The sequence below is a fragment of the Paenibacillus sp. FSL L8-0435 genome (assembly GCF_037965655.1).
Lineage (GTDB): Bacteria > Bacillota > Bacilli > Paenibacillales > Paenibacillaceae > Paenibacillus.
Genome location: NZ_CP150185.1, coordinates 2,333,090 through 2,358,258 on the forward strand (window position 1 = coordinate 2,333,090; position 25,169 = coordinate 2,358,258).

19 protein-coding genes are annotated in these 25,169 nt (G+C 46.5%); 16 read left to right on the forward strand and 3 right to left on the reverse strand.

What is annotated here, in order from left to right; all coding sequences use genetic code 11:
* Positions 1–110: 110 nt before the first annotated feature.
* From NST33_RS10625 to coaD, 15 genes are all read left to right on the forward strand, one after another.
* On the forward strand, positions 111–899 hold the full coding sequence (locus NST33_RS10625; protein WP_339183996.1) for an alpha/beta hydrolase: 789 nt from the start codon (positions 111–113) through the stop codon (positions 897–899).
* An 84-nt stretch (positions 900–983) separates the two neighbouring features.
* Positions 984–1,649: an SGNH/GDSL hydrolase family protein gene (locus tag NST33_RS10630; RefSeq protein WP_047842445.1), complete on the forward strand. Its 666-nt coding sequence runs from the start codon at positions 984–986 to the stop codon at positions 1,647–1,649.
* 12 nt (positions 1,650–1,661) lie between these two features.
* Entirely contained in the window at positions 1,662–2,543 is an 882-nt protein-coding gene (locus NST33_RS10635) for an SMP-30/gluconolactonase/LRE family protein (protein ID WP_339307875.1), read from the forward strand.
* 435 nt (positions 2,544–2,978) lie between these two features.
* The gene (locus NST33_RS10640) at positions 2,979–6,029 is read left to right on the forward strand and encodes a X2-like carbohydrate binding domain-containing protein (protein ID WP_339308669.1); all 3,051 of its coding nucleotides are present in this window, start codon (positions 2,979–2,981) and stop codon (positions 6,027–6,029) included.
* Between the two features lie 271 nt (positions 6,030–6,300).
* Positions 6,301–7,848 (forward strand): response regulator transcription factor, encoded by a 1,548-nt coding sequence (locus tag NST33_RS10645; RefSeq protein ID WP_221824214.1) that lies wholly within the window; start codon positions 6,301–6,303, stop codon positions 7,846–7,848.
* 18 nt (positions 7,849–7,866) lie between these two features.
* A complete protein-coding gene (locus NST33_RS10650) occupies positions 7,867–9,636 on the forward strand; it encodes a sensor histidine kinase (RefSeq protein WP_221824212.1) in 1,770 nt (589 codons plus the stop codon).
* A 339-nt stretch (positions 9,637–9,975) separates the two neighbouring features.
* Positions 9,976–11,268, forward strand: coding sequence for an extracellular solute-binding protein (locus NST33_RS10655; protein ID WP_221824211.1), 1,293 nt, complete (start codon positions 9,976–9,978; stop codon positions 11,266–11,268).
* 141 nt (positions 11,269–11,409) lie between these two features.
* On the forward strand, positions 11,410–12,300 hold the full coding sequence (locus NST33_RS10660; RefSeq protein WP_036610887.1) for a sugar ABC transporter permease: 891 nt from the start codon (positions 11,410–11,412) through the stop codon (positions 12,298–12,300).
* Positions 12,293–13,123 (forward strand): carbohydrate ABC transporter permease, encoded by an 831-nt coding sequence (locus tag NST33_RS10665; RefSeq protein WP_036609483.1) that lies wholly within the window; start codon positions 12,293–12,295, stop codon positions 13,121–13,123. Before NST33_RS10660 ends, NST33_RS10665 begins: the two co-directional genes overlap by 8 nt.
* Before the next feature lie 158 nt (positions 13,124–13,281).
* Positions 13,282–16,329: a glycoside hydrolase family 2 TIM barrel-domain containing protein gene (locus NST33_RS10670; RefSeq protein ID WP_221824210.1), complete on the forward strand. Its 3,048-nt coding sequence runs from the start codon at positions 13,282–13,284 to the stop codon at positions 16,327–16,329.
* Positions 16,330–16,499: 170 nt separating this feature from the next.
* A complete protein-coding gene (locus NST33_RS10675; protein ID WP_017689244.1) occupies positions 16,500–16,805 on the forward strand; it encodes a hypothetical protein in 306 nt (101 codons plus the stop codon).
* A 116-nt stretch (positions 16,806–16,921) separates the two neighbouring features.
* Positions 16,922–17,197: a hypothetical protein gene (locus NST33_RS10680; protein WP_339307878.1), complete on the forward strand. Its 276-nt coding sequence runs from the start codon at positions 16,922–16,924 to the stop codon at positions 17,195–17,197.
* 127 nt (positions 17,198–17,324) lie between these two features.
* On the forward strand, positions 17,325–17,759 hold the full coding sequence (locus NST33_RS10685; protein WP_221824208.1) for a hypothetical protein: 435 nt from the start codon (positions 17,325–17,327) through the stop codon (positions 17,757–17,759).
* A 302-nt stretch (positions 17,760–18,061) separates the two neighbouring features.
* A complete protein-coding gene (gene rsmD, locus NST33_RS10690; RefSeq protein ID WP_036609474.1) occupies positions 18,062–18,670 on the forward strand; it encodes a 16S rRNA (guanine(966)-N(2))-methyltransferase RsmD in 609 nt (202 codons plus the stop codon).
* Between the two features lies 1 nt (position 18,671).
* Positions 18,672–19,178, forward strand: a complete 507-nt coding sequence (gene coaD, locus NST33_RS10695; RefSeq protein ID WP_085981453.1) for a pantetheine-phosphate adenylyltransferase — start codon at positions 18,672–18,674, stop codon at positions 19,176–19,178.
* Here coaD and NST33_RS10700 read toward each other — a convergent pair.
* A complete protein-coding gene (locus NST33_RS10700) occupies positions 19,156–20,484 on the reverse strand; it encodes a nucleoside recognition domain-containing protein (RefSeq protein ID WP_221824207.1) in 1,329 nt (442 codons plus the stop codon). The genes coaD and NST33_RS10700 overlap by 23 nt on opposite strands.
* Before the next feature lie 232 nt (positions 20,485–20,716).
* Between NST33_RS10700 and NST33_RS10705 the strand changes: the two genes are divergently transcribed.
* Positions 20,717–21,757 carry a SepM family pheromone-processing serine protease gene (locus tag NST33_RS10705; protein ID WP_221824206.1) on the forward strand — a complete coding sequence of 347 codons (1,041 nt, stop codon included), beginning with the start codon at positions 20,717–20,719 and terminating at the stop codon, positions 21,755–21,757.
* A 282-nt stretch (positions 21,758–22,039) separates the two neighbouring features.
* Here NST33_RS10705 and NST33_RS10710 read toward each other — a convergent pair whose 3' ends face one another.
* The gene (locus tag NST33_RS10710) at positions 22,040–23,272 is read right to left on the reverse strand and encodes a nucleotidyltransferase (RefSeq protein WP_339184014.1); all 1,233 of its coding nucleotides are present in this window, start codon (positions 23,270–23,272) and stop codon (positions 22,040–22,042) included.
* 274 nt (positions 23,273–23,546) lie between these two features.
* Complete coding sequence (gene hmpA / locus NST33_RS10715) at positions 23,547–24,782, reverse strand: NO-inducible flavohemoprotein (protein ID WP_221824204.1); 1,236 nt, start codon at positions 24,780–24,782, stop codon at positions 23,547–23,549.
* Positions 24,783–25,169: the final 387 nt, after the last annotated feature.

Sequence of the window (25,169 nt, forward strand, 5' to 3'; positions counted from 1 at the left end):
AAGGTATTGATGCGTTAGGGTCATTACCGTTATGATGGTATCGATTCCTGAGATTCGAAAACGTTTAAACGGACCCATGTATCCGTTCTACTTGGAGAGGATGATTGAAGATGACAACAACTATACTCTTATGGGATCATGCTGCACCTTATGCAGCCCAGGGCCATGAAGACGAAATGCCACATTTGATTCCATTTATTCAGCCCGGTTCCGAGAGCGCTGTCATTGTATGTCCAGGTGGCGGCTATGGATTTTTGGCTGATCATGAGGGTGCTCCAATAGCCGAATTGTTGAACCGTGCAGGTATAAGTGCATTTGTCCTGAAATATCGGGTGGCGCCTCACCAGCATCCTGCACCTATAACAGATGGTCAGCGTGCCATACGTTATGTTCGTGCTCATGCTGAGCAGTATGGCATCAACCCTGCCAAGATTGCAGTGCTTGGTTTCTCCGCAGGCGGACATCTCACAGCAACACTGGGAACGCTGTATGACGAGGGACAACCGGATCATGAGGACCTTATTGAACGCCAAAGTTCACGCCCGGATCGAGTTATTCTCTGTTATCCGGTCATTACGATGGAGTCCTATGGACATGCTGGGTCCCGTGAGAATTTGCTTGGGCCTGATGCGTCAGCCGAGCAGATCAAGGCTTTCAGTGCGGAACAACAGGTGAGAGCGGATGCTCCAGAAGCATTCATCTGGCATACCAGCGATGACCAGGCAGTACCTGTGGAGAATAGCTTGCGTTATGCACTTGCTTTGGGCGAGCATGGCATTCCCTATGACTTGCACGTTTTTGAGAAAGGTTCACATGGTCTGGGATTGGCTGAGGATAACCACGCGATTCGGGTATGGTCGGATCTGTGTCTCACATGGCTCAAGAATCAGGGCTGGTAATTTTATTGGCTGATAGCAAGTGAACGGTCCTAACCAATCGAGTAATCCGTATATTAACGCCTTAGAGCGAAGGAGAAAATAACGATGAAATTGCAGAAAAATGACAAGCTTCTGTTTATCGGGGATTCGATTACAGATTGTGGTCGGGAACATCCTGTAGGCGAAGGCAGTTCAGGTCTGGGCCATGGTTACGTAGCGCAAGTCTATGCCCTCTTGCGGTCCATCTATCCGGAATTGATGTTGCGTGTCCAGAATGTGGGTAATGGTGGAAATACGATTCGTGATCTGAAACAGCGCTGGGATCGTGATGTGCTGGACCTTAAACCGGACTGGCTGACGATCATGATCGGCATTAATGATGTATGGCGTCAGTTCGACAACCCATTATCAACAGACTCACATGTGTTTCTTGAAGAATACGAATCCACATTGCGTGAACTGGTGGCTTCGGTTCGTCCCAACCTGAAAGGTCTGGTACTAATGACGCCTTATTATCTTGAAGCCAACCCGGAAGATCCGATGCGGGCAACGATGGATATCTACGGAGAAGCAGTTCGCAGGGTAGCGAGTGAGTATGATGCAGTGTATGTGGATACACAGGCTGCATTTGCTCCATTTTGGGATCATTTCTATACGTCTGTGCTGACTTATGACCGGGTACATCCGGATGCAACGGGCCATATGGTTCTGTCCAAAGCATTCTTGGATGCCATCGGATTCGAATGGTCAGGCGGCGTCAAATCTGAATAAGGACGTGAGGGCATGAGCGACGTAACTGTAGCAGTACAAACCCAGGCATTACTGGGGGAAGGTCCAAGCTGGGATGCGGAGAACAATCGATTGTTATGGGTAGATATTGAAAGCTTCAAGGTGCATGTGTATGATCCGGTTACAGGGCAGGATCAGTCTTATGATGTCGGTGAACATGTCGGGGCTGTTGTTCCCTATCGTGGTGACGAAGTTGTGGTTGCTTTACGCAGTGGATTCCATACGTATCACTTGCTTACGGGTGAGCTGCATGCCATTGAGGACCCTGAACAAGATAAGGATACGAATCGTTTTAATGATGGAAAATGTGATGCGAAGGGCCGCTTCTGGGCAGGCACAATGAGCATGAATAATGAGAGCAAAGCCGGATCATTGTATTGTTTGGAGCAAGGGCAACCCGTTCGCACAATGGTACAAGGTGTGTCTACATCCAACGGTTTGGGCTGGAGTCCGGATCGGCAGACCATGTATTACATTGATACCCCGACACGTTCTATTGACCGGTTTGGTTTTGATCTGACGGCAGGTACCATACAAAATCGGACAAGTATCATTCAAATACCGGAGGAATTCGGTTTTCCGGATGGGATGACGGTTGATGGTGAGGGCATGCTGTGGGTTGCGCACTGGGGCGGAGGAAGAGTCACTCGTTGGAACCCGCATACATCAGAATTGTTGCAACAGATCGAGGTGCCGGCAGATCAGGTAACATCCTGCTGTTTTGGTGGACCGGATCTCGAAGAGTTATACATTACAACTGCACGGATAGGGATTAAGGAAGAACGTCTGAAAGAGACACCGGATGCGGGCTCACTTTTTGTCATCAGACCGGGAGTTAAAGGGCAGGAGACTCACACTTATGGTAGCCAGCAATAAACAGGTGCCAATTATGTAGTGAACCTCAGTGAACCTTTGCCTGGTTTGCCAGGAAAGAAACGATTCCTTTTTTTTACTCTTATATAAAATGTCGAAAGGTGCTGTTCTAACAGCATCTTTTTTTTGTTGTATAAACAAGTTTAAACACTGAAAATATTTTACAAAAATCGGAATTTCGACAGAGGGGTTTGGAGATTACCAGCGAATGTTATTTATTGAAAGTATTATCCAGATAACCGCGAATTAAGAACAATCATGTAAGCGCTTAACATGATGACTGGAAGGGGGTGAGGCTCCTTGTATCAAGGGATGCATTGATTCGTCTGGCACGCCATCGTCAGCACGATGAGACAGCGGGGATAGACCGAAATGCAGTAACGAAGTAGAAGAGGAGGATAAGTTGATATGAGAACGTTTATGGGGAAATTGCGAATGATGAGCCTGACGGTTGCCGTAGTAACCGCCTCGCTGGGAGGACTTGCTGGAACCACAGCGGCGGCACCAAGTGAAGCCTATGAGTGGAAAAATGTGGTGACTGGTGCAGGTGGCGGGTTTGTGCCGGGCATTATTTTCAACGAGTCGGAAAAGGATCTGATCTATGCCCGTACGGATATCGGGGGAGCCTATCGCTGGAATGCGGCTGACGAGAGGTGGATACCCTTAACGGATTTTGTCGGCTGGGATGACTGGAACAAGAATGGTGTGGACGCACTGGCTACGGACCCGGTTGATCCCGATCGGGTGTATATGGCAGTTGGAACGTATACGAATTCGTGGGACCAAAATAATGGCTCCATCTTGCGCTCTACGGACCGGGGAGATACATGGCAGACCACAACACTTCCGTTCAAAGTGGGCGGCAACATGCCGGGACGTTCGATGGGAGAACGCCTGACCGTGGACCCGAATGATAACAGTATCCTGTATTTCGGTGCACGAAGTGGTAATGGGTTATGGAAAAGTACCGATTACGGTGTGACCTGGAACGAAGTCACAAGCTTCCCGAATCCGGGAAATTATGTACAAGACCCTTCGAATGAATACACAAGTGACATCGTAGGTCTGGCATGGATTACATTTGACAAAACAAGCGGTTCGGCAGGGCAGGCAACCCAGACGATCTATGTAGGCGTTGCGGATAAAGATCAAAGCGTATATCGCAGCACAAATGGCGGCCTGACCTGGTCAGCTGTTGCTGGTCAACCTACAGGTTATATTCCGCATCATGGCGTGTTTGATTCAGACGGAAGCCTCTATATTACGTACAGCGATGGTGTTGGACCGTATGATGGGGAAAAAGGTGACGTGTGGAAACTAGCCACATCGACAGGTGTCTGGACCAACATTAGCCCTGTTCCAAGCAGCAGCACGGATAATTATTTTGGATATGGCGGATTGGCTGTTGATGCACAGAATCCCGGTACATTGATGGTTGCGACATTGAATTCCTGGTGGCCGGATGCCACTTTGTTCCGCAGTACAGATGGCGGAGCGACGTGGACACGCATATGGGAATTTGAAGGATATCCGAACCGGAAGTTACGTTATACACAGGATATTTCGGCAGCGCCATGGCTCACATTTGGCACCAATCCTGCCCCACCCGAAACAAGCCCAAAATTGGGCTGGATGATCGGTGATCTGGAGATTGATCCGTTTGATTCGGATCGCATGATGTATGGAACAGGTGCTACGATCTATGGAACGAAGAACCTGACAGACTGGGATGATGACGAAAAAATCAATATTTCAGTGATGGCGAAGGGGGTTGAGGAGATTGCCGTACTGGATCTGATCAGCCCGCCAAGTGGTGCACATTTGATAAGCGGAGTGGGGGATGTCTCCGGATTCCGTCATAACAATCTGGATCAGGCACCAGACACCATATTTACGAGCCCAAACTATTCTTCCACAGAAAGTCTGGATTTTGCAGAGTTAAGTCCCAATACGATGGTTCGCGTAGGTAAAGCAGATTATGCTGCTGATCCAAATGCAAAATCCATTGGTTTGTCCAGTGACGGAGGTACTACGTGGTATAAGGCCAATGCAGAACCTGCTGGCACAACCGGAGGGGGAACCGTAGCGATCTCTGCGAATGGTAACCGACTCGTATGGAGCACGTCAGATAAAGGCGTACATTATTCGACTGGCGGCAATTCATGGACGGCAAGTACGGGGATACCTGCACAGGCGAAAGTGATTTCGGATCGTGTCAATCCAAACAAATTCTATGGATTTGCAGCGGGTAAAATCTATGTAAGTGTGAATGGTGGTGCTACCTTCACGGCATCACCTGCGACCGGACTCCCGATGGAAGGAAATGCCGATCTGGATGCCGTTCCAGGTGTTGAGGGCGAACTCTGGTTTGCAGGTGGCAGTGAGGAAGAAGGTCCTTACGGATTATGGCATTCCACGGATTCAGGAGCAACATTCACAAAGCTTGCCAATGTAGAGGAAGCAGACAGTATCGGATTTGGTAAAGCCGCCCCTGGGCAGAACGTTGTTGCGTTATACACGGTTGCACAGATCGATGGAACACGTGGATTCTTCCGCTCCGATGACGGTGGTGCCAATTGGGTTCGTATCAATGATGATCAGCACCAGTATGCTCGTGTAACTACAATTACGGGTGATCCGCGTTTGTATGGAAGAGTATATCTTGGAACAAATGGCCGCGGAATTTTGTATGCTGACCGTGTTGGAGGTAACAATGGCGGAGGAGACGGCGGGGGTACACCAGTGACCAACTCTGTGATTACACCGGTTACAGCCGAATTTGATCGCAAAGCAGACAATCAGGTTAATATTCCAGTCACGTTAACACTTAACGGCAATACACTTGCATCCATTCGCAACGGGAATGCAACGCTGGTTTCAGGTACAGATTACACGTTGACAGGCAATGAGGTCGTATTAAGTAAAAACTACCTAGCTTCACTGCCAAATGGCGCAGCGACGCTAACCTTTCAATTCAGCGCAGGCGCTCCTGCGACCTTGAATCTGCTCATTAAAGACACGACAGCTGCACCTGTTGGAACCATACGCATTGAGATGTTTAACAGCAACACTTCAGCAACGGGCAGCTCGATTAGTCCCAAATTCAAACTGACAAATACGAGTACTACAGCCTTGAATCTGTCTGATGTGAAAATCAGATACTATTACACGATAAACGGTGAACAGCCTCAGAACTTCTTCGCTGACTGGGCGACGGCTGGCAGTGTGAATGTAACAGGCACGTTCAGTGCACTCAATCCAGTACGGACGGGTGCTGATCACGTGCTTGAGATCGGATTCACAGCTTCGGCTGGAACACTGAATGCAGGACAAAGTACGGAAATCCATACGCGCATCTCCAAGAACAATTGGACCAACTATACCCAAACAGATGATTATTCTTTTGCAGGTAGTCAGACTTCCTATACGGACTGGTCCAAAGTCACCGGTTATATCGCGGGAAGTCTCCAATGGGGAATTGAACCATAAGTGAGTGATTTAACGAAATAAAGGATTGAAATAGGGGTCCTGATTCGCCAGATGATCAAATGGCGAGTCGGGGCTTCTTATTTTGTCGAAATATAGTGTAAACTATAGATAGTTACCATTGCTTAAAGGATCGTTTTAGGATATAAAAAGATGTACAATCAATTTAAAATTAATGTAACCGCTAACACTGGAAAGTGTTTATAACCGATATATAATAGTTGGTATAGCCTGTACAGATATAGAGGAAAGATTAGACAAGGGGGTCGCGATCATGAACCGGTTGTGCAAGGTGCTGATTGTTGACGATGAGTTCTTGGTAAGGCAGGGCATAAAGCACCATATGAACTGGGAAGCGGAAGGATTTAACATTGTGGGTGAAGCTTCCAACGGTGAAGAAGGATTACAGCAGGTGAACCTGTTAAAACCGGATATTGTGATCACCGATATTGTCATGCCTGTCATGGATGGAGAAACGTTTGTCCGTACACTAAAAGCCAGTAATCCGCAGATTGAAGTTATTGTACTTAGCAGCTTCAGTGAATTCGAGTATGTACGTTCTACGCTTCAGCATGGGGCAGCCGATTATATACTGAAACCAAAGCTGGATACAAATGAATTATTGGAGGTCCTTCAACGCACAGCGGGTAAAATTCCGGAGTTACAGTTCGAGCCGTCGCATGATGGTTGGAGACTTGGGCAACTGATGGAGAAGATGCTGTCCGGATTCACACTGGATGAAGATAGCGAAATGCCGATCATTCGAGATACCTTTCCGTATGAATCCTTTCGCTTGCTGGTGTATAAACCCGTGGGTGCTGGAGGGAATCCACTGAAGATGGATCAGGAACAGATTGAATCCAAGCTCCGCAGTGATCTGCCTGAAGTAGAATGTGCAATGGTTCCCGCAGAGGGTACATTACCTGTGATGCTTCTTAATGTCGATCCTGCGAGAGATGAATGGATGCTTGAACGGATCAGACAGTTGGCCAGTGAAAATGCAGCAGGAGAAGGCAGTCCTGGTTGGGTGCTTAGTGAAAGCTTTACTTCATTTGAAAAGATGGGTGTTGTTTACCGGGAACGCCTGATTAAGCTGATTGAATATCGCTTCTATTATAAGGATCGACCAATCCTGGTGTATGGTGAACTGCCTCCAATGCATCCCGCAGGTTACCAGTTTAATGTAAATATGTTTTTGCAGCATGTGAAGCGTAACCGGGTCGAAGCGGCAAGGGAGTATTTACAGGATCATGCAAAAACACTTGGACGGGATTATATTGCCGATGTGTTTGAGATCAAATCATTTCTCGGTAACTTGATCTTTAACGTGACCATTACCCTCGCGGATATGGATGTCCAGTCTGCGGGGCTGGAAGAGAGCAAATATACGTATTTTAAAAATGTGGATGGTGCTTCGAGTCTGGACGAAGTGATGACTGTGCTTGACCAATTCATGACGGAAGTTCAGGAGTGCACCGTTGGTGCGGGTGCAAAACGAAGTGATCCCAACATGAAGATGCTGCTGGATTACATGCATGAGCACTTTGATCAGCCGCTCGGGCTGGCTGAAGTAGCCAAGCATTTTCATTTTAATCCATCGTATTTATCCAGTTATTTCTCATCTCACAAAAAAGAAGGATTTAATGAATACTTAAATAAAATTCGGATTGAAAAAGCCGAGGAACTGCTACGATCCGATGATGTAACGATCTCTGAGATTAGCAGTATGGTAGGTTATTCCGATCATAGTTACTTTTGCAAAGTGTTCAAAAAATTCACCGGATTATCACCAAGCCGATACCGGCGCAAATTCTGGGCATAAAGTCAGAAGGATAAGATCATGAAGAAATGGATGAACCAATTATCACGTCTCGGATTGTTTCCCAAGTTGTTTCTGGTTATGGTGGTCAGTATTGTCCTCGTTTCTGTACTCATCTTATGGACGACCATTCACATGTCAACCAATCTGTTTACTGAGACGTTCAGTATCACAAACTCCAAGGTGCTTAATCAGATCAAAACAAATTTTGAATCTTTTAATGAGGCCATTGCTGCCGTATCGAATAATGTGACGCAGAGTGGGGCGATTCGAGGGTTCCTGTCCGAAGGTGATGCCGATTCCCTCACGATGGCCAAGTCCTTCTATAATATGAGGGAAACGATGGACCGCGTTCAATCGATAACGGAATCGTATGAAGTAGGGATAACGATTATCGGGATCAACGGGCGGAGTTATTCCACCAATCGTGCTCACCTTGAGATGTCAGTGGATGAATTGAAAGAGGAACCGATCACAGTGGAAGCCGCTGAGACACCGAGTCGTCTTATCTTTGATGATTACCAAAACGATGCAACGGTCGGAAGTCAGCAGATGATCTCTGCCACGAAAGCACTGACAGATCGAACCCGCAGCCGAATATACGGTACGCTTTATGTCACGATGAGAGAAGAGGCGTTCCGTCAGTTCTATGCCAGCTTTACTAGTCGAGGCAATGACGTGGTCATTATGAACGAAAAAGGTGAGATTGTATCTTCAAATCGTGAAGACTGGATTGGGACAACTCAGCTGGATTTGCTGTCCTATGCCCGAGAAATGAACAAAACGTCTCCGAGGAGCATCAATGCTCGTGTGATGGATCAGGATAGCGTTGTTCTATCGGAGTATTTACCGTTCTATCGGTTTTACATTGTCAATGTCGTGGATAAGGATCTGGCGATGGGTCAACTCATCGACATGAAGACGGTTGCCCTAATCTGTGCAGCAATTGTTGTAGGGGCTCTTATTCTCGTATTTCTCATCACCAGCCAGATTACCAAATCCCTGCGCAGACTTGTGAAGCAGATGTCCAATATTACGAAAAGTGATCTGGACAACTATATTCCAGTGAGCGGAAGCTACGAGAGCAGGCAGCTGGGCCATGCTTATAATTACATGCTTGATGAGCTGCATGATTATGTGGATCAATTAGTGCAGACCCAGCATGAACAACGTAACGCAGAACTTGCAGCTTTACAGAGTCAGATTAATCCGCACTTCTTGTACAACACACTTGCTTCTGTCAAAGTTCTGGTGCAACAAGGTAACAAGGACAGGGCAGCGGAGACCATTAATGCGCTGATCGGATTGCTACAGAATACGATTAGTGATGTGAGTCAGACTGTTACAGTGGAACAAGAAGTCGAGAATTTGAAAAATTATGTCTTCATTAATCACGTCAGATATGGAGGCCGGATTAAAGCAGCTTTCTACGTCGCTCCGGATTGTACACATTACCATGTACCGAAGCTGGTCATACAGCCGTTTATCGAGAATGCATTTTTCCATGGATTCATCAAGAAAGAAACGGGTACGATTCATGTCATGGTTTCTAGAGCTGGAGAATCACTCATCTGTGAGATTATGGACAATGGTGATGGAATTGAAGGGCTTGTCATGGGAGAAACGCTGCCCAATCCAAAGAACAATCGTCAACTATTCAGTGGTATCGGTATTCGCAACGTACATGACCGTATTGAGTTATTATATGGTTCACCTTATGGCGTCACCATTATGAGTACGGTTGGGGAAGGAACGAGAGTCACCGTTACACTGCCTTTAATCACAAGTTGAATGGAAACCCGATTCGATTGAATACACTAAAATCGAGATCCCTCGCTTCTGTTTTTTACAGAGGCGGGGGATTTTCGCGTGTCAGAGGTAAAGCAAAATACATATTTGTACTATTTTAAGATCAAGAAATTACAAAATCAAAAGAAATTACAAAAAGCCAAATTTAATGCAAACGGTTTCTGTAAAGGTTTTCATTGTGGCAATAAGATGACAAATCCGTACAAAATTATTACTAACGAATGAAGATATGGGAATGATAAGATGAATACATCGAAAGCAACCGCTTTCAGAAAACGTAAACAAATTACACACAAAGAGGTCGAAGGGGAGTTGAATGTTTTGAAAAAAATGTGGGTATTGATGCTCGTTACAGTACTGCTGTTGTCCGCATGTTCATCCGGTGGCGGAGGTAATTCTGCTAGTGGTGGTGACGAAAAAACAAACGAAATTACAGTCTGGGCTTGGGACAAAGCTTTTAACGTAGCTGCAATGGAAACAGCAAAAGAAGCATATCAAAAAGCAAATCCTGATGTGAAAATCAACATCATTGAATACGCTCAAGCTGATATCATCCAGAAACTGAACACGGGGCTTAACTCCGGAACTGCCAGCGGTCTTCCAAACGTAGTTCTGATTGAAGACTATCGTTCACAAAGCTTCTTGAATGCATATCCGGATGCGTTCAAAGATCTGTCTTCCAACATCACGGCTTCCGACTTTGCAGATTACAAACTCGGACCAACAGCTTTTGATGGCAAACAATATGGAGTACCATTTGACTCCGGCGTTGCTGGTTTGTACTACAGAACAGATCTGCTGGAGCAAGCTGGCTACAAAGCAGCTGATCTGCAAGACATCACTTGGGATGACTACATCCAAATTGGTAAAGACGTAAAAGCTAAAACAGGTAAAGAGCTTCTTTCTCTTGACCCGAATGACCTTGGTTTGATTCGTATGATGATCCAAACTGCAGGTAAATGGTATTCCGCAGAAGATGGTAAAACACCTGACATTGCAACTAATGCCGCTCTGAAAGAAGCGTTTATTACTTACAAAGCAATGATGGATGCCAACATTGTTAAATTGCACTCTGACTGGAGTCAATTCGTTGCCAACGCCAATAACGGTAGCGTAGCAACAATTCCTACAGGTAACTGGTTCTCACCATCTGTACGTCAAGAAGCTTCCCAATCCGGTAAATGGGCTGTAGCTCCAATACCGAAAATGGCTGGTCAAGCAAACTCTGTTCACGCATCCAACTTGGGTGGTAGCTCTTGGTATGTTATGAACAACGTTCCTGGTGCAGATCAAGCAGCTGATTTTGTAGCTAAAACATTTGGTTCTGACAAACAATTGTATCAAGATCTGTTGAACAACATCGGCGCAATTGGTACGTACAAACCAGCAGTTGATGGTGACGCGTATGCCAAAGCAGACGAGTACTTCGGCGGACAAAAAATCTTCACAGACTTTGCGAATTGGACGAAAGAAATTCCAAGCGTAAACTATGGTATCAACACTTATGCCATTGAAGATATTCTGGTTGTAGAAATGCAAGCATTCCTGAACGGTAAATCAATCGATGACGTTCTGGCTGATGCACAAAAACAAGCTGAAGCACAATTAAACTAAGATACCCAAGGTAACTTATAGAACCCTAGGAAACATCGGAGCCGTCTCCCACGTCCGGCGCAAGTCGAACCGGATATGGCGAGAGGCTCCGTGGGTTCTACCCATGTTCCATGGAGAGAGAGGAGCCATACTGTGAAAGCCATGAATACAGGAGACAGTCTCCAAAAGAAAAATAATTTGACTGGATGGGCTTTTGTTTTGCTGGCTGTTGTCGGGATTGTTGCATTTTACTTCTACCCGATGATTCAAGCGCTGCTCTTATCGTTCAAGTCTGGTGTAGGAGCCAATCTTGAATTTTCGGGCCTTTCTAACTACAAAAGATTGTTAGTTGATACAACATTCCGTACAGCATTATCGAATACATTTATCTACTTGATTATTCAAGTGCCTGTAATGATTATTCTTGGTTTGTTTATTTCCGTATTGCTGAATGACAGCACACTACGTTTTCGGAGCTTCTTCCGTACAGCGATTTTCTTGCCTTGTGTAACTTCATTGGTAGCGTACTCTGTTGTATTCAAATATCTGTTCGCACCAGATGGAATGGTAAATCAATTCCTGATGGGCTTGCACATTATTGGGGATCCAATTCAATGGATCACAGACCCGTTCTGGGCTAAAATTACGATCATAATCGCCGTTACTTGGCGTTGGACCGGATATAACATGATTTTCTATCTGTCATCCCTGCAAAACATCGATCAATCGATCTATGAAGCTGCAAGAATTGACGGAGCGAATGCTTTTACACAATTCTTCAAAATCACAGTACCTTTGCTTAAACCGATTATCCTCTTCACGTCCATCACATCAACGATTGGTACATTGCAAATCTTTGATGAGATCATGAATATTACCAAAGGTGGTCCAGGTAATGCGACCATGTCGATTTCACAATACATCTACAACCTTTCGTTCAAATATTCACCGGACTTCGGTTATGCAGCAACAGTGTCGTATTCCATCGTAATCTTGATTATTGTATTGTCCATCATCCAGTTTAAAGTGGCAGGTGATAATAAAAATGGCTAAAGCTAAAGCAAAACGGATTTTCACGTATGTGTTCCTATCCATCGTCGCCTTTGTATCCATTTTCCCTTTCTTCTGGATGCTGGTCAGTTCAACAAATGCATCTGTCGATGTAACGAAAGGCAGATTGTTACCGGGTTCAGCTTTCATTGATAACTTCAACAAACTGATTGATTCGACGAATCTGGTACAGGCTCTCGGAAACTCGGCGATTATCTCTGTGGTCTCCACTCTCTTGGCACTGTTTATTGGTTCCATGGCAGGTTATGGCTTCGAGGTATATCGCACGAAGTCTCGTGACATTGTGTTTAATATCCTGTTGTTATCCATGATGATCCCGTTTGCAGCGATTATGGTACCCCTGTATCGTATGTTTGCAACAATCTCGGGAGTTGCACCGGTTATCGGTATTAACACCATGGCAGCAGTGATCTTGCCAACCATTGCAACAGCGTTCCTGATCTTTTTCTTCCGTCAGAACACTAAAATGTTCCCGAAAGACTTGCTGGAAGCTGGACGTATTGATGGTTTGAGTGAACTTGGGATCTTCCTGAAAATCTATATGCCAACCATGAAAACAACATATGCAGCGGCAGCAATTATTACCTTCATGAGTAGCTGGAACAACTATCTGTGGCCACTCATTGTATTGCAAACACCTGACCAACAAACGATTCCACTGTTGATCTCGAACCTCGGTGCTGGTTATTCTCCGGATTACGGAGTAATCATGACAGCAATCGTTATTGCAACACTACCTACAGCAATCGTTTTCTTCATCATGCAGAAACATTTTGTTGCAGGTATGGTAGGTTCAGTGAAGTAATGAAAACAGCATAATCCGTGCAAATGACGGGTGCAGGAAAGAAGAGAGGGCGCTGTTATGGCGTACCTCTGTCTTTTTTGTTTATGTAAAGCAAAAAGGAAATTCAGAGTAAACCTTGAATAAGTCAAACTATAACGTTTTAAAGGGAGAGAGAGCCGATGAAAGCAACAAAGGCAGATATCAACTGGTTGGGGGACGTAAGTGTATTTGAGGTGAACCGTCTTCATGCCTATTCCGATCACCGTTATTACCAAACGATGGATGAGGCTGTAGGTTCAGGCGCGATGTCCATGCGTTATGATCTGAATGGTACGTGGAAATTCAACTATGCGATTCGTCCAGACAGCCGTTCTGAGTTTTTCTATACATCCGATTTTTCCAGTGAAGGCTGGGATGATATTGAAGTTCCGGGGCATATCCAACTTCAAGGATACGGTCAGATTCAATATGTAAATACACAATATCCTTGGGATGGTTTGAACGACATTCGTCCACCGGCATTACCACAGGATAAAAACCCGGTTGGAAGTTACATTCGCACATTCCACCTGCCGACAGGTTGGGAGTCGAATCCGGTATATATTTCTTTCCAAGGTGTAGAGTCTGCATTTTATGTATGGCTTAACGGACAATTCGTAGGATACGGGGAAGACAGCTTCACGCCATCTGATTTTGACCTGACGCCATTCCTCCAGGATGGAGAGAACAAACTCGCGGTTGAGGTGTATCAACGCAGCACAGGCAGCTGGCTGGAAGATCAGGATTTCTGGCGTTTCTCCGGTATTTTCAGAGATGTGTATCTGTATACCGTCCCAACTGCACACGTTCGTGATGTTCATGTTCGCACAGATCTGGACAAGTCTTACACTAACGGTACGTTGCAAGTGGATCTGAAGCTGGAAGGAAATGCGGTTGCAGGAGCGCGCGTAGAGGCTGAACTTCGTGATCGTGAAGGCAATACCGTTAAAACGTTTGAATCCAAAGTTAACGATGGACAAGTAAGTCTTCGTGAAGATATCGGCATAGTGAACCTGTGGAGCGCAGAGATTCCATACTTGTACCGTCTCTATATTCGTGTATATGATGCTGCGGGTACACTGGTTGAGGTTGTTCCTCAAGCCGTTGGTTTCCGTACATTTGAAATGATTGATAAAGTGATGCACATCAACGGTAAACGTATCGTATTCAAAGGTGTGAATCGCCATGAGTTCAACCCGCGTCGTGGACGTGCGGTTACGAAGGAAGATATGCTGTGGGATGTTCGTACGATTAAACAAAACAATATGAATGCCGTACGTACGTCACACTATCCAAACCAAAGTCTCTGGTATGAGCTGTGTGATGAATACGGACTCTATGTTATTGACGAGATGAACCTGGAGACACACGGATCTTGGCAGAAGCTTGGCGCCGTTGAGCCTTCATGGGTTATTCCAGGGGACAAACCGGAATGGCATGATATCGTTATGGATCGCGCTGTATCCATGGTGGAGCGTGACAAAAACCATCCGTCCATTCTGATCTGGTCATGTGGTAATGAATCACATGGTGGTGAAGTCATCTACAAAGTATCCCAATATTTCAAATCAGCTGATCCAACACGTCTGGTACATTACGAAGGTGTATTCCATGATCGCCGTTTCGATGAGACCAGTGATATGGAGTCTCGCATGTATGCCAAACCGGCAGACATTGAGGAATTCCTGAATGCAAACCCGACCAAGCCGTATATCAGCTGTGAGTACATGCATGCCATGGGTAACTCCATTGGTGGTATGCACAAATATACGGAGTTGGAAGACAAATATCCAATGTATCAAGGTGGATTCATCTGGGATTACATCGATCAATCGATTTACAAAAAAGATCGTTACGGCAAAGAATTCCTCGCTTATGGCGGAGATTTTGGTGATCGTCCATCAGACTATTCGTTCTGTGGCAACGGTATCGTCCATGCTGACCGTAAAGTAACTGCGAAAATGCAGGAGGTTAAATTCCTGTACCAGAACATCAAGCTGTTCCCGGATCGTGAAGGTGTTAAAATCGTGAACGGTAATCTGTTCGCAGATACATCTGCGCTGGAACTGGTATACAGCCTGGAGCGGGAGGGACATGAAGTGCTGCGTGGAACATTGGAAGTCAACGTGGATGCCCAAAGCGAGACGGTAGTGAAACTTCCGCTTGGTGCAGAAGCTCTGGTAGGCGGCGAGTACGCTGTGAACACTGCATTTGTGTTAAAAGAAGCTACACTGTGGGCTGACAAAGGCGAAGAAGTGGCATTTGGACAGTTTATTTTCACCCAGGATCAGGTAAATGATGCAGTTGAAGTCGACTTGAACCTTGTAAGTGATGTACAAGTTATCGAAGGTGACGTTAACATCGGTGTTCGTGCCGGCAAGACACATGTGCTGTTCTCCAAACAGTTTGGGACACTGGTTTCCCTGAAATTGTCTGGTCGCGAGACGATTGCTGTACCACCTGCACCACTCTTCTGGCGTGCAATGACGGATAATGACAAAGGTATGGCGATGGGCTTTGAACTGGGCGCCTGGTATGCAGCGAGCCTGATGCCACGTTCTGTAGAGTGGAAAGCGGAACAGAAACCGGATCAATACCGGATCGAGTTCACGTACAAGCTCAACATCTCGGAGGATGTACAAGTAAAAGTGGTATATACCGTTCATGCAGATGGAAGTGTACGTGTTCATAATACGTACAAAGGTACAGCCGGATTGCCAAATCTGCCAATTCATGCATTGTCCTTCAGAACATCACCTGACTTCGAAAACGTGGAATGGCTTGCGATGGGACCCGAAGAAAACTATGCAGACCGCGCATTTGGCGCACGTCTCGGTATCCACGGCAGCAAGGTAGCTGATACCATGGCTCCATATCTGGTACCACAGGAATCAGGCAACCGTACGGGCGTACGTTGGGCCAAATTGACAGACAACGTGGGACGTGGCTTCAAAATTGAAGCATCCGGAACTCCGGTTGAGCTGAATGTTTCACCATATACGGCATTTGAGCTGGAGAACGCACAACATGCGTACGAATTGCCTCCTGTGCACTATACGGTCGTGACTGTAGCAGGTAAACAAATGGGTGTTGGCGGTGATGATAGCTGGGGTGCTCCGGTTCATCCGGAATACCTGATCCCTTCAGACGGCGAACTGACATTTGAATTTGTCATTCGTGCACTGTAAGTAAAAGAATCGTACAGAATAAAGAATGTATTCTATAAAGAACAGTGGTCTTCGCTCATCGGAGGCCTCTGTTTTGTTATGTCAATGAACAGCTTGAGAGGCTTTGTATGAAACCGTTCTCTCTCCAACCTCGTAATGTACGAGACAGGAAACATAAGGGGGGGGTCAAGATGAGTAAAAAAGCAAAGACAGGTATATGGGTGACGGTGTTGGTCTTCTTGGGCATCATAGTTGGATGTTTCATATGGTATTTCAATACCGCTTCAGGTGAACGTGCACTCAAAACGATGAGGTCCAATAACTCGGGTGGCCTGGAGAGGGTTGTTAAAGTGTACAGCAATAACGGTGAATTGATTCAGACCTATGATGGCAAAATTGACGTGGAAGATACGGAATACGGGAATAAAGTATTATTTGATCTCAATGGGAAACGTGTTGTGATCTATAATGCAACGATTGTTGTTGAAGAGAAGTAAACGTAGATTGCCAGCTTGAAGAGACGCTGGTTCGGAATTAGGAATGACACCCTATTGCTTATATGGTAAAATTAAGGAAAAAGATATAAGGGTCGGGTGAGATTTTTATGGTGGATATGTACCTCATAATCCTTGTTGCCATCTTGGGAATGATCCTGTTCTATAGCTTGATCGCATATTTCTTAATTCGTTTCATTTCGAAAAAAGCATTCAAACTGACGTTAACCAAATATGAAATGACGGAGATTATGACTTGGCTCGCCGTGTTGTTTATTACCTTCATGATGATTAAGAATGGTTCAATAAATCTTCTCTTACCGGTTGTTGTACTCATCATTCCATTGATTAATTTGCGACTCTCCAATCGAAAACATCGAGAGCTGAACTCGTAAGGTCTTGCTACGTTGGGATGAGGCACAAGAAGGATGAACATAGGAAAGGTTGACGGAGATTACATCACTAGTCAACCTTTTTCAGTTTCATTATGAATGGTGAAAATGAACAAGGAGGAGTTTAGTGATGATTCTGGGCCAATCAACTGACACTTCAGGTTTAACGCAAGTTGCCAATCTTTCGGATGAGTTGCAGCCTGTTTTTGATAAAGCAGAAAGCAAATATAAAATAGTCGATATTGAACTCTTCTTTGTTTTCAGGTGTCTTCCTGAAGAATATGAGCGGAAGTCGACGGTCAGACATGTGAAGAAGGAGAATGTCATCTATTTTGATCTGGTGGTCAGCGAGGATCGGTATAAGACATTAAGCAAAAGCAAACAACGGTATGTGTTAAGCCATGAGTTTTATGTTTTTTTAAGTGAAAAGATACAGAAATACAAGATTGAACATCTAAACACAAATGAATTTATTGCAGATATGGGCATGTGGCTGAGGGAGATTGGATGGTTGCAGACCGAAGAGGAAGCCGAAATAAGTGAATTTGAAGAAAAGTATAACTAGCAAAATAAATGAAAACATAAACAACAAAAAGAAGCTCTCTTTCGAGAGCTTCTTTTTCATGGGAGAGGAGAAACCGGACGAAGAGCTTATGGGGAAACGTAAGTCTTCTCCGCGGTTGTCTACGACACTTGTGATGTCGATAATTATAGAATCGCCCGATTGTTTCCTTTTTATACATATGCGTCAACAATTCGTCAACAATTTTCCAAGGGAAATGAAGACCGCACATTTTTCAAACTGAACCCGAATGTGGTACGATAGTCGTATCAATAAACTTACATAGAGAAAAGGTGACTCGTCAAGTGAGAGTGGTATCTGGGAGTGCAAAAGGCAGGCCGCTGAAGGCTGTTCCTGGCACGGGTACGCGGCCAACCACCGACAAGGTGAAGGAAGCGTTATTTAGCATGGTTGGTCCTTATTTTGAGGGCGGCACAGCATTGGATCTGTTTGCAGGCAGTGGAGGTCTCGGTATTGAGGCGCTGAGCCGCGGCATGGACAAGGCTGTTTTTGTTGATTTGGAATCAAAAAGTATTGAAGTTATCCGCATGAATCTGAAGGCGACCAAGCTGGAAGACCAGGCGGCCGTATATCGTAATGATGCAGGTCGTGCGTTGAAGGCACTCGCAAAACGAGGCACAACGTTTGATCTGGTGTTTCTCGACCCTCCATATCGCATGAAGAATGGGCACGAGTTAATGCTGACCATGCACGAACTGGAGCTTCTGGAACCCGAAGCAACCATCGTGCTTGAATATGAATCCAAACATGATTACCCTGAGCAATTCGGCCCGTTTGAACAAACGCGCAAGGCTTTGTATGGGGAGACGGCAGTATCCATCTATTATTATGCGCCTGAAGCAGTTGAAGATGGAGAATCCATTACACCGGAAGAGGAGGCTCCTCATGACTGAAATGATACATCGACAGGAACGGATCGCCGTATATCCTGGAAGTTTTGATCCCGTAACGATGGGACATCTGGATATTATCGCCAGAGCGTCGAAGCAATTTGATCGCGTCATTGTGGCTGTGTTGAACAATATGAGCAAAAATCCGCTGTTTACGGTGGAGGAACGCAAAGAACTGATTACGGAAGTAACCCGCCATCTACCCAATGTGGAGGTGGACAGTTTCCGCGATCTGACAGCCAATTACGTCCGGCAAAAGGAAGCTCAGGTCATCGTCCGCGGTATACGCTCGGTAACTGATTTTGAATATGAGTTGCAATTGGCATCGACCAATAGCAAGTTGAACCCAGATGCGGAAACCATATTTATGATGACAAATCCCAAATATTCCTATTTAAGTTCCAGCATCGTCAAAGAAATTGCTCATTATCATGGAGATGTTACAGATCTTGTCTCACCTGAAGTGGAAGCTGCGCTCCGTCAGAAAATCAGCGAGAAAACCGGCGGTTAAACCAGAAGGTAAGACCGGATAGACTAACCATGACTGCAAGAAGTAACGCAAGACCCATGCATGCAACAGGGAAGACACTCCAAATGGTGTTGATCGTGTATGTGTTACCTGGACTATGTATGAATAGCCAACCGAATGGTGTCGTGAGGTTCTGCTCTGCATTCGTCTGTAATGTGGTCCAGACTTCTGTGCTATAACGGCTGAACGGCATCCATAGGAACAGACTGATAAAAAAGGCGATTAAGCCATGAGTCAGGCGAACTCCAGCAAAGTACAACATCGATTTGGTGCCCGGACCAGTTGTTTTCAGGACAGCAGAGACTTGCAGATGGGAACATAAACCACCCCATCCCAGAACGGCTGCAAGTAGAGACATGAGCAGCATGGGTGTAAGTGAAGTCTGGCTCAAATGATAGGTGCCCAGATGAAGCTCAAAGAAAGCTGGCCACAGCGCAGCAGAGGACCCGGGCGTCAGATAAAGGGAGACCAGCCGGATAAACACGGCAAAACCGATCATGTATCCTCCAGTCATCATCAAGGTCTGCACAGCTTGGGATACGGTGTCACCTAACAGTTTGCCAAATCCCCTTCCATCACGACGATGGGCTTCCCTGGCTGCAATCATCATATCGGACCATATACTGCGTCGTTTGAACGTTGCGTGGTTCGGTGCAGATGAGCGACTTGTGGAATTTGCAGGCTGAGAATCAAGAGAGCTGTTATCTGCTTGTACGGCTGTTGAGCCAACCTTGTTTGTCTGGTTACCAGGTGCAGGCAGGAGACGTGTGGCAAGAATGACAGCAATCCAGCCGCTGATCCAGTGGACCACGAGTAGAAAATATCCGGCCGCTGGCTGGTGGAGAAAAGCAGCACCAACGACCAAAATGATCATCATTGGATTGGCAAAATGAGATGCCGCCGCAAGGACAACCGCCTGCTTGGCGGTAATTTGTCTATCCTGAAATAAACGGGATACCGCATCTGCTCCTGCGGGAAATCCGCCGCACATGCCTACGGCAATCGCCAGACCTGCGTTGCCTGGAAGTCTGAACCAGCGTTGCATTAACGGTCCAAGCAAGGCGCCGATCGCGTGGGTGAAGCCAAACGCAGTGAGCATTTGGGATAACATGAGGAACGGGAGCATGGCAGGGAAGATGATTTTCCACCATATATCCAGACCTTGAATAGAGGCATCAAACGCTTCTTTGGGGGAAGCAACTACCGCAATGACCAACATTAAAGCGCCAGTACTTAGGATTATCGTTCGCAACGGGCCAGAATCTCTAACCTCGCTCTGTAATGTCATCGTTTCACCTCATATCAGATAACGCCGATTCGGCATCTTAATCATTATGGACGGCCGAATAACGCCCGAAGGGCGGTTCGGCCTTGACCGGACAGGATTTTGTATACAGCGGCCTATCCGGCCTGTACCATTGTATGCACAAGGACCAGAGTGTTAGACTTGAAAAAAATGATTAAACAGGATGGAATTACGATCGCTTATTATAGAGATACAAAGAACGGAGGCTCATGCGATGAATCGGATTCGGAAATCTGGCGGATTCAGAGCTTCGATCTTTGTGATCGTGGTGGCTCTGGTCGTCTATGTTGCCGTGTACATGCCAACGCCGTATATCATATATATGCCTGGCAGTGCAGATGAAGTAAAACCAATGGTAACCGTTAAGGGTGGAGACCAGGAAGAACGCGGTGTGTTCATGATGACAACCGTGTCGGCAACATATGCCAATGTGTTTTTGCTAGGAACCTCTCTGTTCAATAAAAATGCTCAAGTGGATAAAAAGGAAGACCGACTGCGCGGCAAAAGCGAAGCGGAATACTCTGCCGAACAGGTGTGGTTCATGAGTGACTCACAATCCTCCGCAATGGAGGCTGCATATGAGCAGGCTGGTGTGACGTACTCTATTGTACCTGAACATATCTTTGTATTTGGATTGTCCGAAGACCCAAAACCGGAAGGAGATATTGCTCCGGGCGATATTATTCTGGGAGTGAATGGAACAGCTACGCCGGATAATACGGTGCTTTCTGCCCAGTTAAAAGATAAAAAAGTCGGAGATACGGTCGAAATGCAACTGGAACGTGGTGGGGAGACCATTAGCCGGGACGTGAAACTGATTCAGGTAAAAGACAGTAAAACGGGTGAAGCCCGCTCGGGACTCGGAGTAATGATCGGTGCGGTTCAGAAGGTGAAAGCTGAAGACCCGAACAAACAGATCTCTTTCACAGATACTCAGGTTGGTGGTCCGTCTGCCGGCTTGATGTTTACGCTGGAGATCTATAACCAGTTAACACCTGGAGATCTGACCAAGGGGCATCGAATTGCGGGTACAGGTACCATTACCAAGGATGGTGTGGTGGGTGCCATTGGCGGTGTAGTGCACAAGATTGTAGCCGCTGACCGAAAAGAAGCCGAGATTTTCTTTGTGCCGAAGGATAACTATAAGGAAGCAGCAGCCAAGGCTGAACAGATTGGCACCAAAATGAAACTTGTGCCTGTGAGCACGGTGGAAGATGCGCTGGCTTACCTGAAAACCTTGTCCGTGAAATCATAGGTTATAATCGGGCGGGAAGAGATCGAGCCAACGTTGAACCGGATGGATAAAGTACGGATGAATTCGAATAATTGATTACAGTGGAATGAAGTGTAATCAAGGGATTGAGAAGATCAATAGAAGTTAATAAGGAAATCCCCTTGTTGCGAGGTGCCTGAGTGGCGTGCAGCAAGGGGATTTTTTGAAATTGTATAGTTGAGTGTCGAATAGTGGATATCACTGATCTGTTTGATGATGGAATAAAAAGCTCCATAGAGATGAAGCCTTATGGTCAAAAGCGGTTTACAGTCTCACAGGCGACTCATAGTAGTCACTGAACATCCTCCGTGTGTCCCTATGCTCGCAAGCGAGCCCATACGCAACCTGAGCTTGTATATCCAGTTCAAGTTGATTGTGTGTGAACGTCGACGGTTTCAGCACAACAGGAAGCGATGCAGTCTTCTTCATTCGTTTAAGCAGGCTCTGTCCTTGAGTATTAAATCCGAGGACTCGGAGATATCCGGGTCCGGCAGCCAATTGCTCTGGTGAACACTCGGCTTTGGTGTGATTCAGGAGCAGGTGTGCGAGCATACGCTGGAGTTTGGTGCGTGTGTAACGTTTGGTCTTCAGTGCATTCAGGAGTGTTTCGACTGAAGGCTCCGGGAGCTGAGCGAGTGCACGGCTCAGCCGGTGTTCCAGGCCTTCTGTGACTTCGGTGATGCGTTCCAGCTCAGAGGCACGGCGGGTGGCCGCAAGGTGCAACAGCGGCTGTGCAAAGCGCTCCCAGTGTATGGGGGCGCGCCCTTCTTGCCATTCGCGATGCAGAATGGCAAGGGTTGTCGCCGGCACGTATGGTGCGGCGGCATCGGGTCCGTCCGCCATCAGCAGGCGGCGGACGGCTGTAGCACTGGCGATCGCCCCCGGCCCGGGCGTCGCCTCATGATACGCGGCACCGGTACGCGCCGCCGTAAAGGGCTGGATCGCGCTGCCAAGTCGTTGCAGCGCGATCAGGTAGTGCAGCCCAAGCGAATTGTTGGGCTGCTCCAGCAGTGCAGCGGCGTCGTGAGCATCGACGCCGCCGGGCGCCAGCGCCGCCGCCGCGCCTGCGTACGCGGCGGGGTAGCTGGCGCCTTCCCGCAGGCGGCGCGCGATGTCCTCGCGCATCCCTGCGGGCTCCACAGCCAGCACGCGCGCAATGCGCTGCAGGCTGTCCAGGTCGCCGGACTCGCTGCCAAAGCAGAGCGAGTCCACAATGCCGGTGCGGTGCAGCAGCGAGACCGCACCGAAGGCAAACCACTCGGCCGGTTGGACCGCGTAGGCAACCGGCAGTTCAAGCACGAGATCGGCGCCTGCGTGCAGCGCCATCTCGGTGCGTGCCCTTTTACCTACGATGGCGGGTTCGCCACGCTGGAGAAAAGGGCCGCTCATGACCGCAACAACGGCGTCTGCGCCGCTTAGCCGCCGAGCTTCCTGCAAATGATAAACATGCCCATTGTGCAAGGGGTTATATTCAACAATGACGCCTACGGCTTTCATGATTAGACGTCCTCCTTTCGATTGGATAACCGAGTATGTATAACATCCATTCCATCATAGGGGATGTCATGTATTAGATCAAATCATGCACCAATTCAGACAAGAAAAAGGCACAAATCCAACATCAACGGATGTCAGACTGTGTGCCTGCAAATCTATTGTATAGTACACATTTTTGATAATCGACGAACGTCCTCTTCACCTTGATAAATCAGCAGGATAGGACACGTACCTATACACTTATACATTAGGAGCTAATCACATTTCACAACGTTTAGACACTTTCCGGTGCGGGAGAAAGACTTGCTTTGGGCCCGAAAAATTCATAATGAATGTTGTCCGCTGCAACACCAAGCGCCTGAAGCTCCGTATACACTGCCCGCATGAACGAAACGGGTCCGCACAGATAATAAGTGGAATCCAGTTCATCGATCACTTGACGAAGCCAGGCCGCATCCATATAACCTTCCTTATGAAAGTGATTGTTCGTACGATCAGAACCCTCAGGTTGAGTATAACAATAATAAGCTTTAACGCCCTGATTACGTTCGGCCAGACTGTTCACATGATCACGGAAGGCGTGAGATTGACCATTCGGACTTGCATGTAAAAATGTAATTGCACGGTTATCGTTCAAGTTAACCAGCGTATTTAACATGCTGATCATGGGCGTTAGACCGACACCACCACTCAGGAGAACAACAGGTCGTTGATCGTCTGCATTTAGCGTGAAGTCGCCAGCAGGAGCGGATATCTCCACCTGACTGCCTTCTTCAATGTGATCGTGTAGATACGTCGAGATAACTCCGTCAGGGCGCTCTAACACACCTCGTTCACGCTTAACGGAAATGCGATAGTGGGGTTTACCCGGGGCATCTGAAAGGCTATACTGACGAATCTGGGTAAATGACTGTGCCTCTGGCTGGATTTTGATGCTGATGTATTGTCCCGGTTCATAACTGGCAATGGACTGACCATCGGCTGGAACGAGATAAAAGGACGTGATGACTTCGCTTTCCTGAACTTTCTTGGCAACTTTGAATGTCCGGAATCCTTCCCAGCCACCTGTCTGGTTTTTCGCTTCTGTATACATATCCTGTTCGATCCCGATAAAGGCGCCTGCAATGACATTATAGGCTTCGCCCCACGCCGTGATAATTTCATCCGTTGCCGCATCTCCAAGCACATCTTTGATGGCTTGAAGCAGATAGGTGCCGACAATCGCATATTGCTCGGGAACGATACCCAGGCTGCGATGTTTATGTGCAACTTGCCGGACGGCAGGCAAGATGGAGGACAGATTATCGATATGAAGGGCGGCGGTGTACACCATATTGGCGAGGGCGGCTTGCTGCCGCCCCTGTTTCTGATTTGTATGATTGAAAATATTCAGCAGTTCCGGATGAGCTGTGAACATCGTTTCGTAGAAGTGGCGTGTGATCGCTTCGCCGTGGACTTCAAGTACGGGGACTGTAGATTTAATGATTCTAATTGTGTGCTCATTTAACATATATTTTCCCTCCCGATATGATATGAAATAGTTGGATAATAAATCGGTCATGGAGCTGATCGTGCCTCGGTTTATAGCAAGTATAGATAGGGAGCAAGTAGGTCTGTGTGATATAGATCACACTAAACGTTAACGAAATGTGACCGATGTTTGCAAGGAACTACAACTAAAATGACGACTTGTAGTTTATCTTGAAGTGAGTCTATAATAGACCAGATGGAGTAAACGGTTCTGAGCCATTGGTTTTAAAAAGGGTGTAAAGTTAAAAGTGTTGACAAACGTCTTGAAAAATCGGTATAATGATTTTTGTTTGTTAAGTCAATTTCATAATACTTTTAACGATGAAGCGTCAGAATACATACAGTCAGGATTTACTGCTTTACAAAA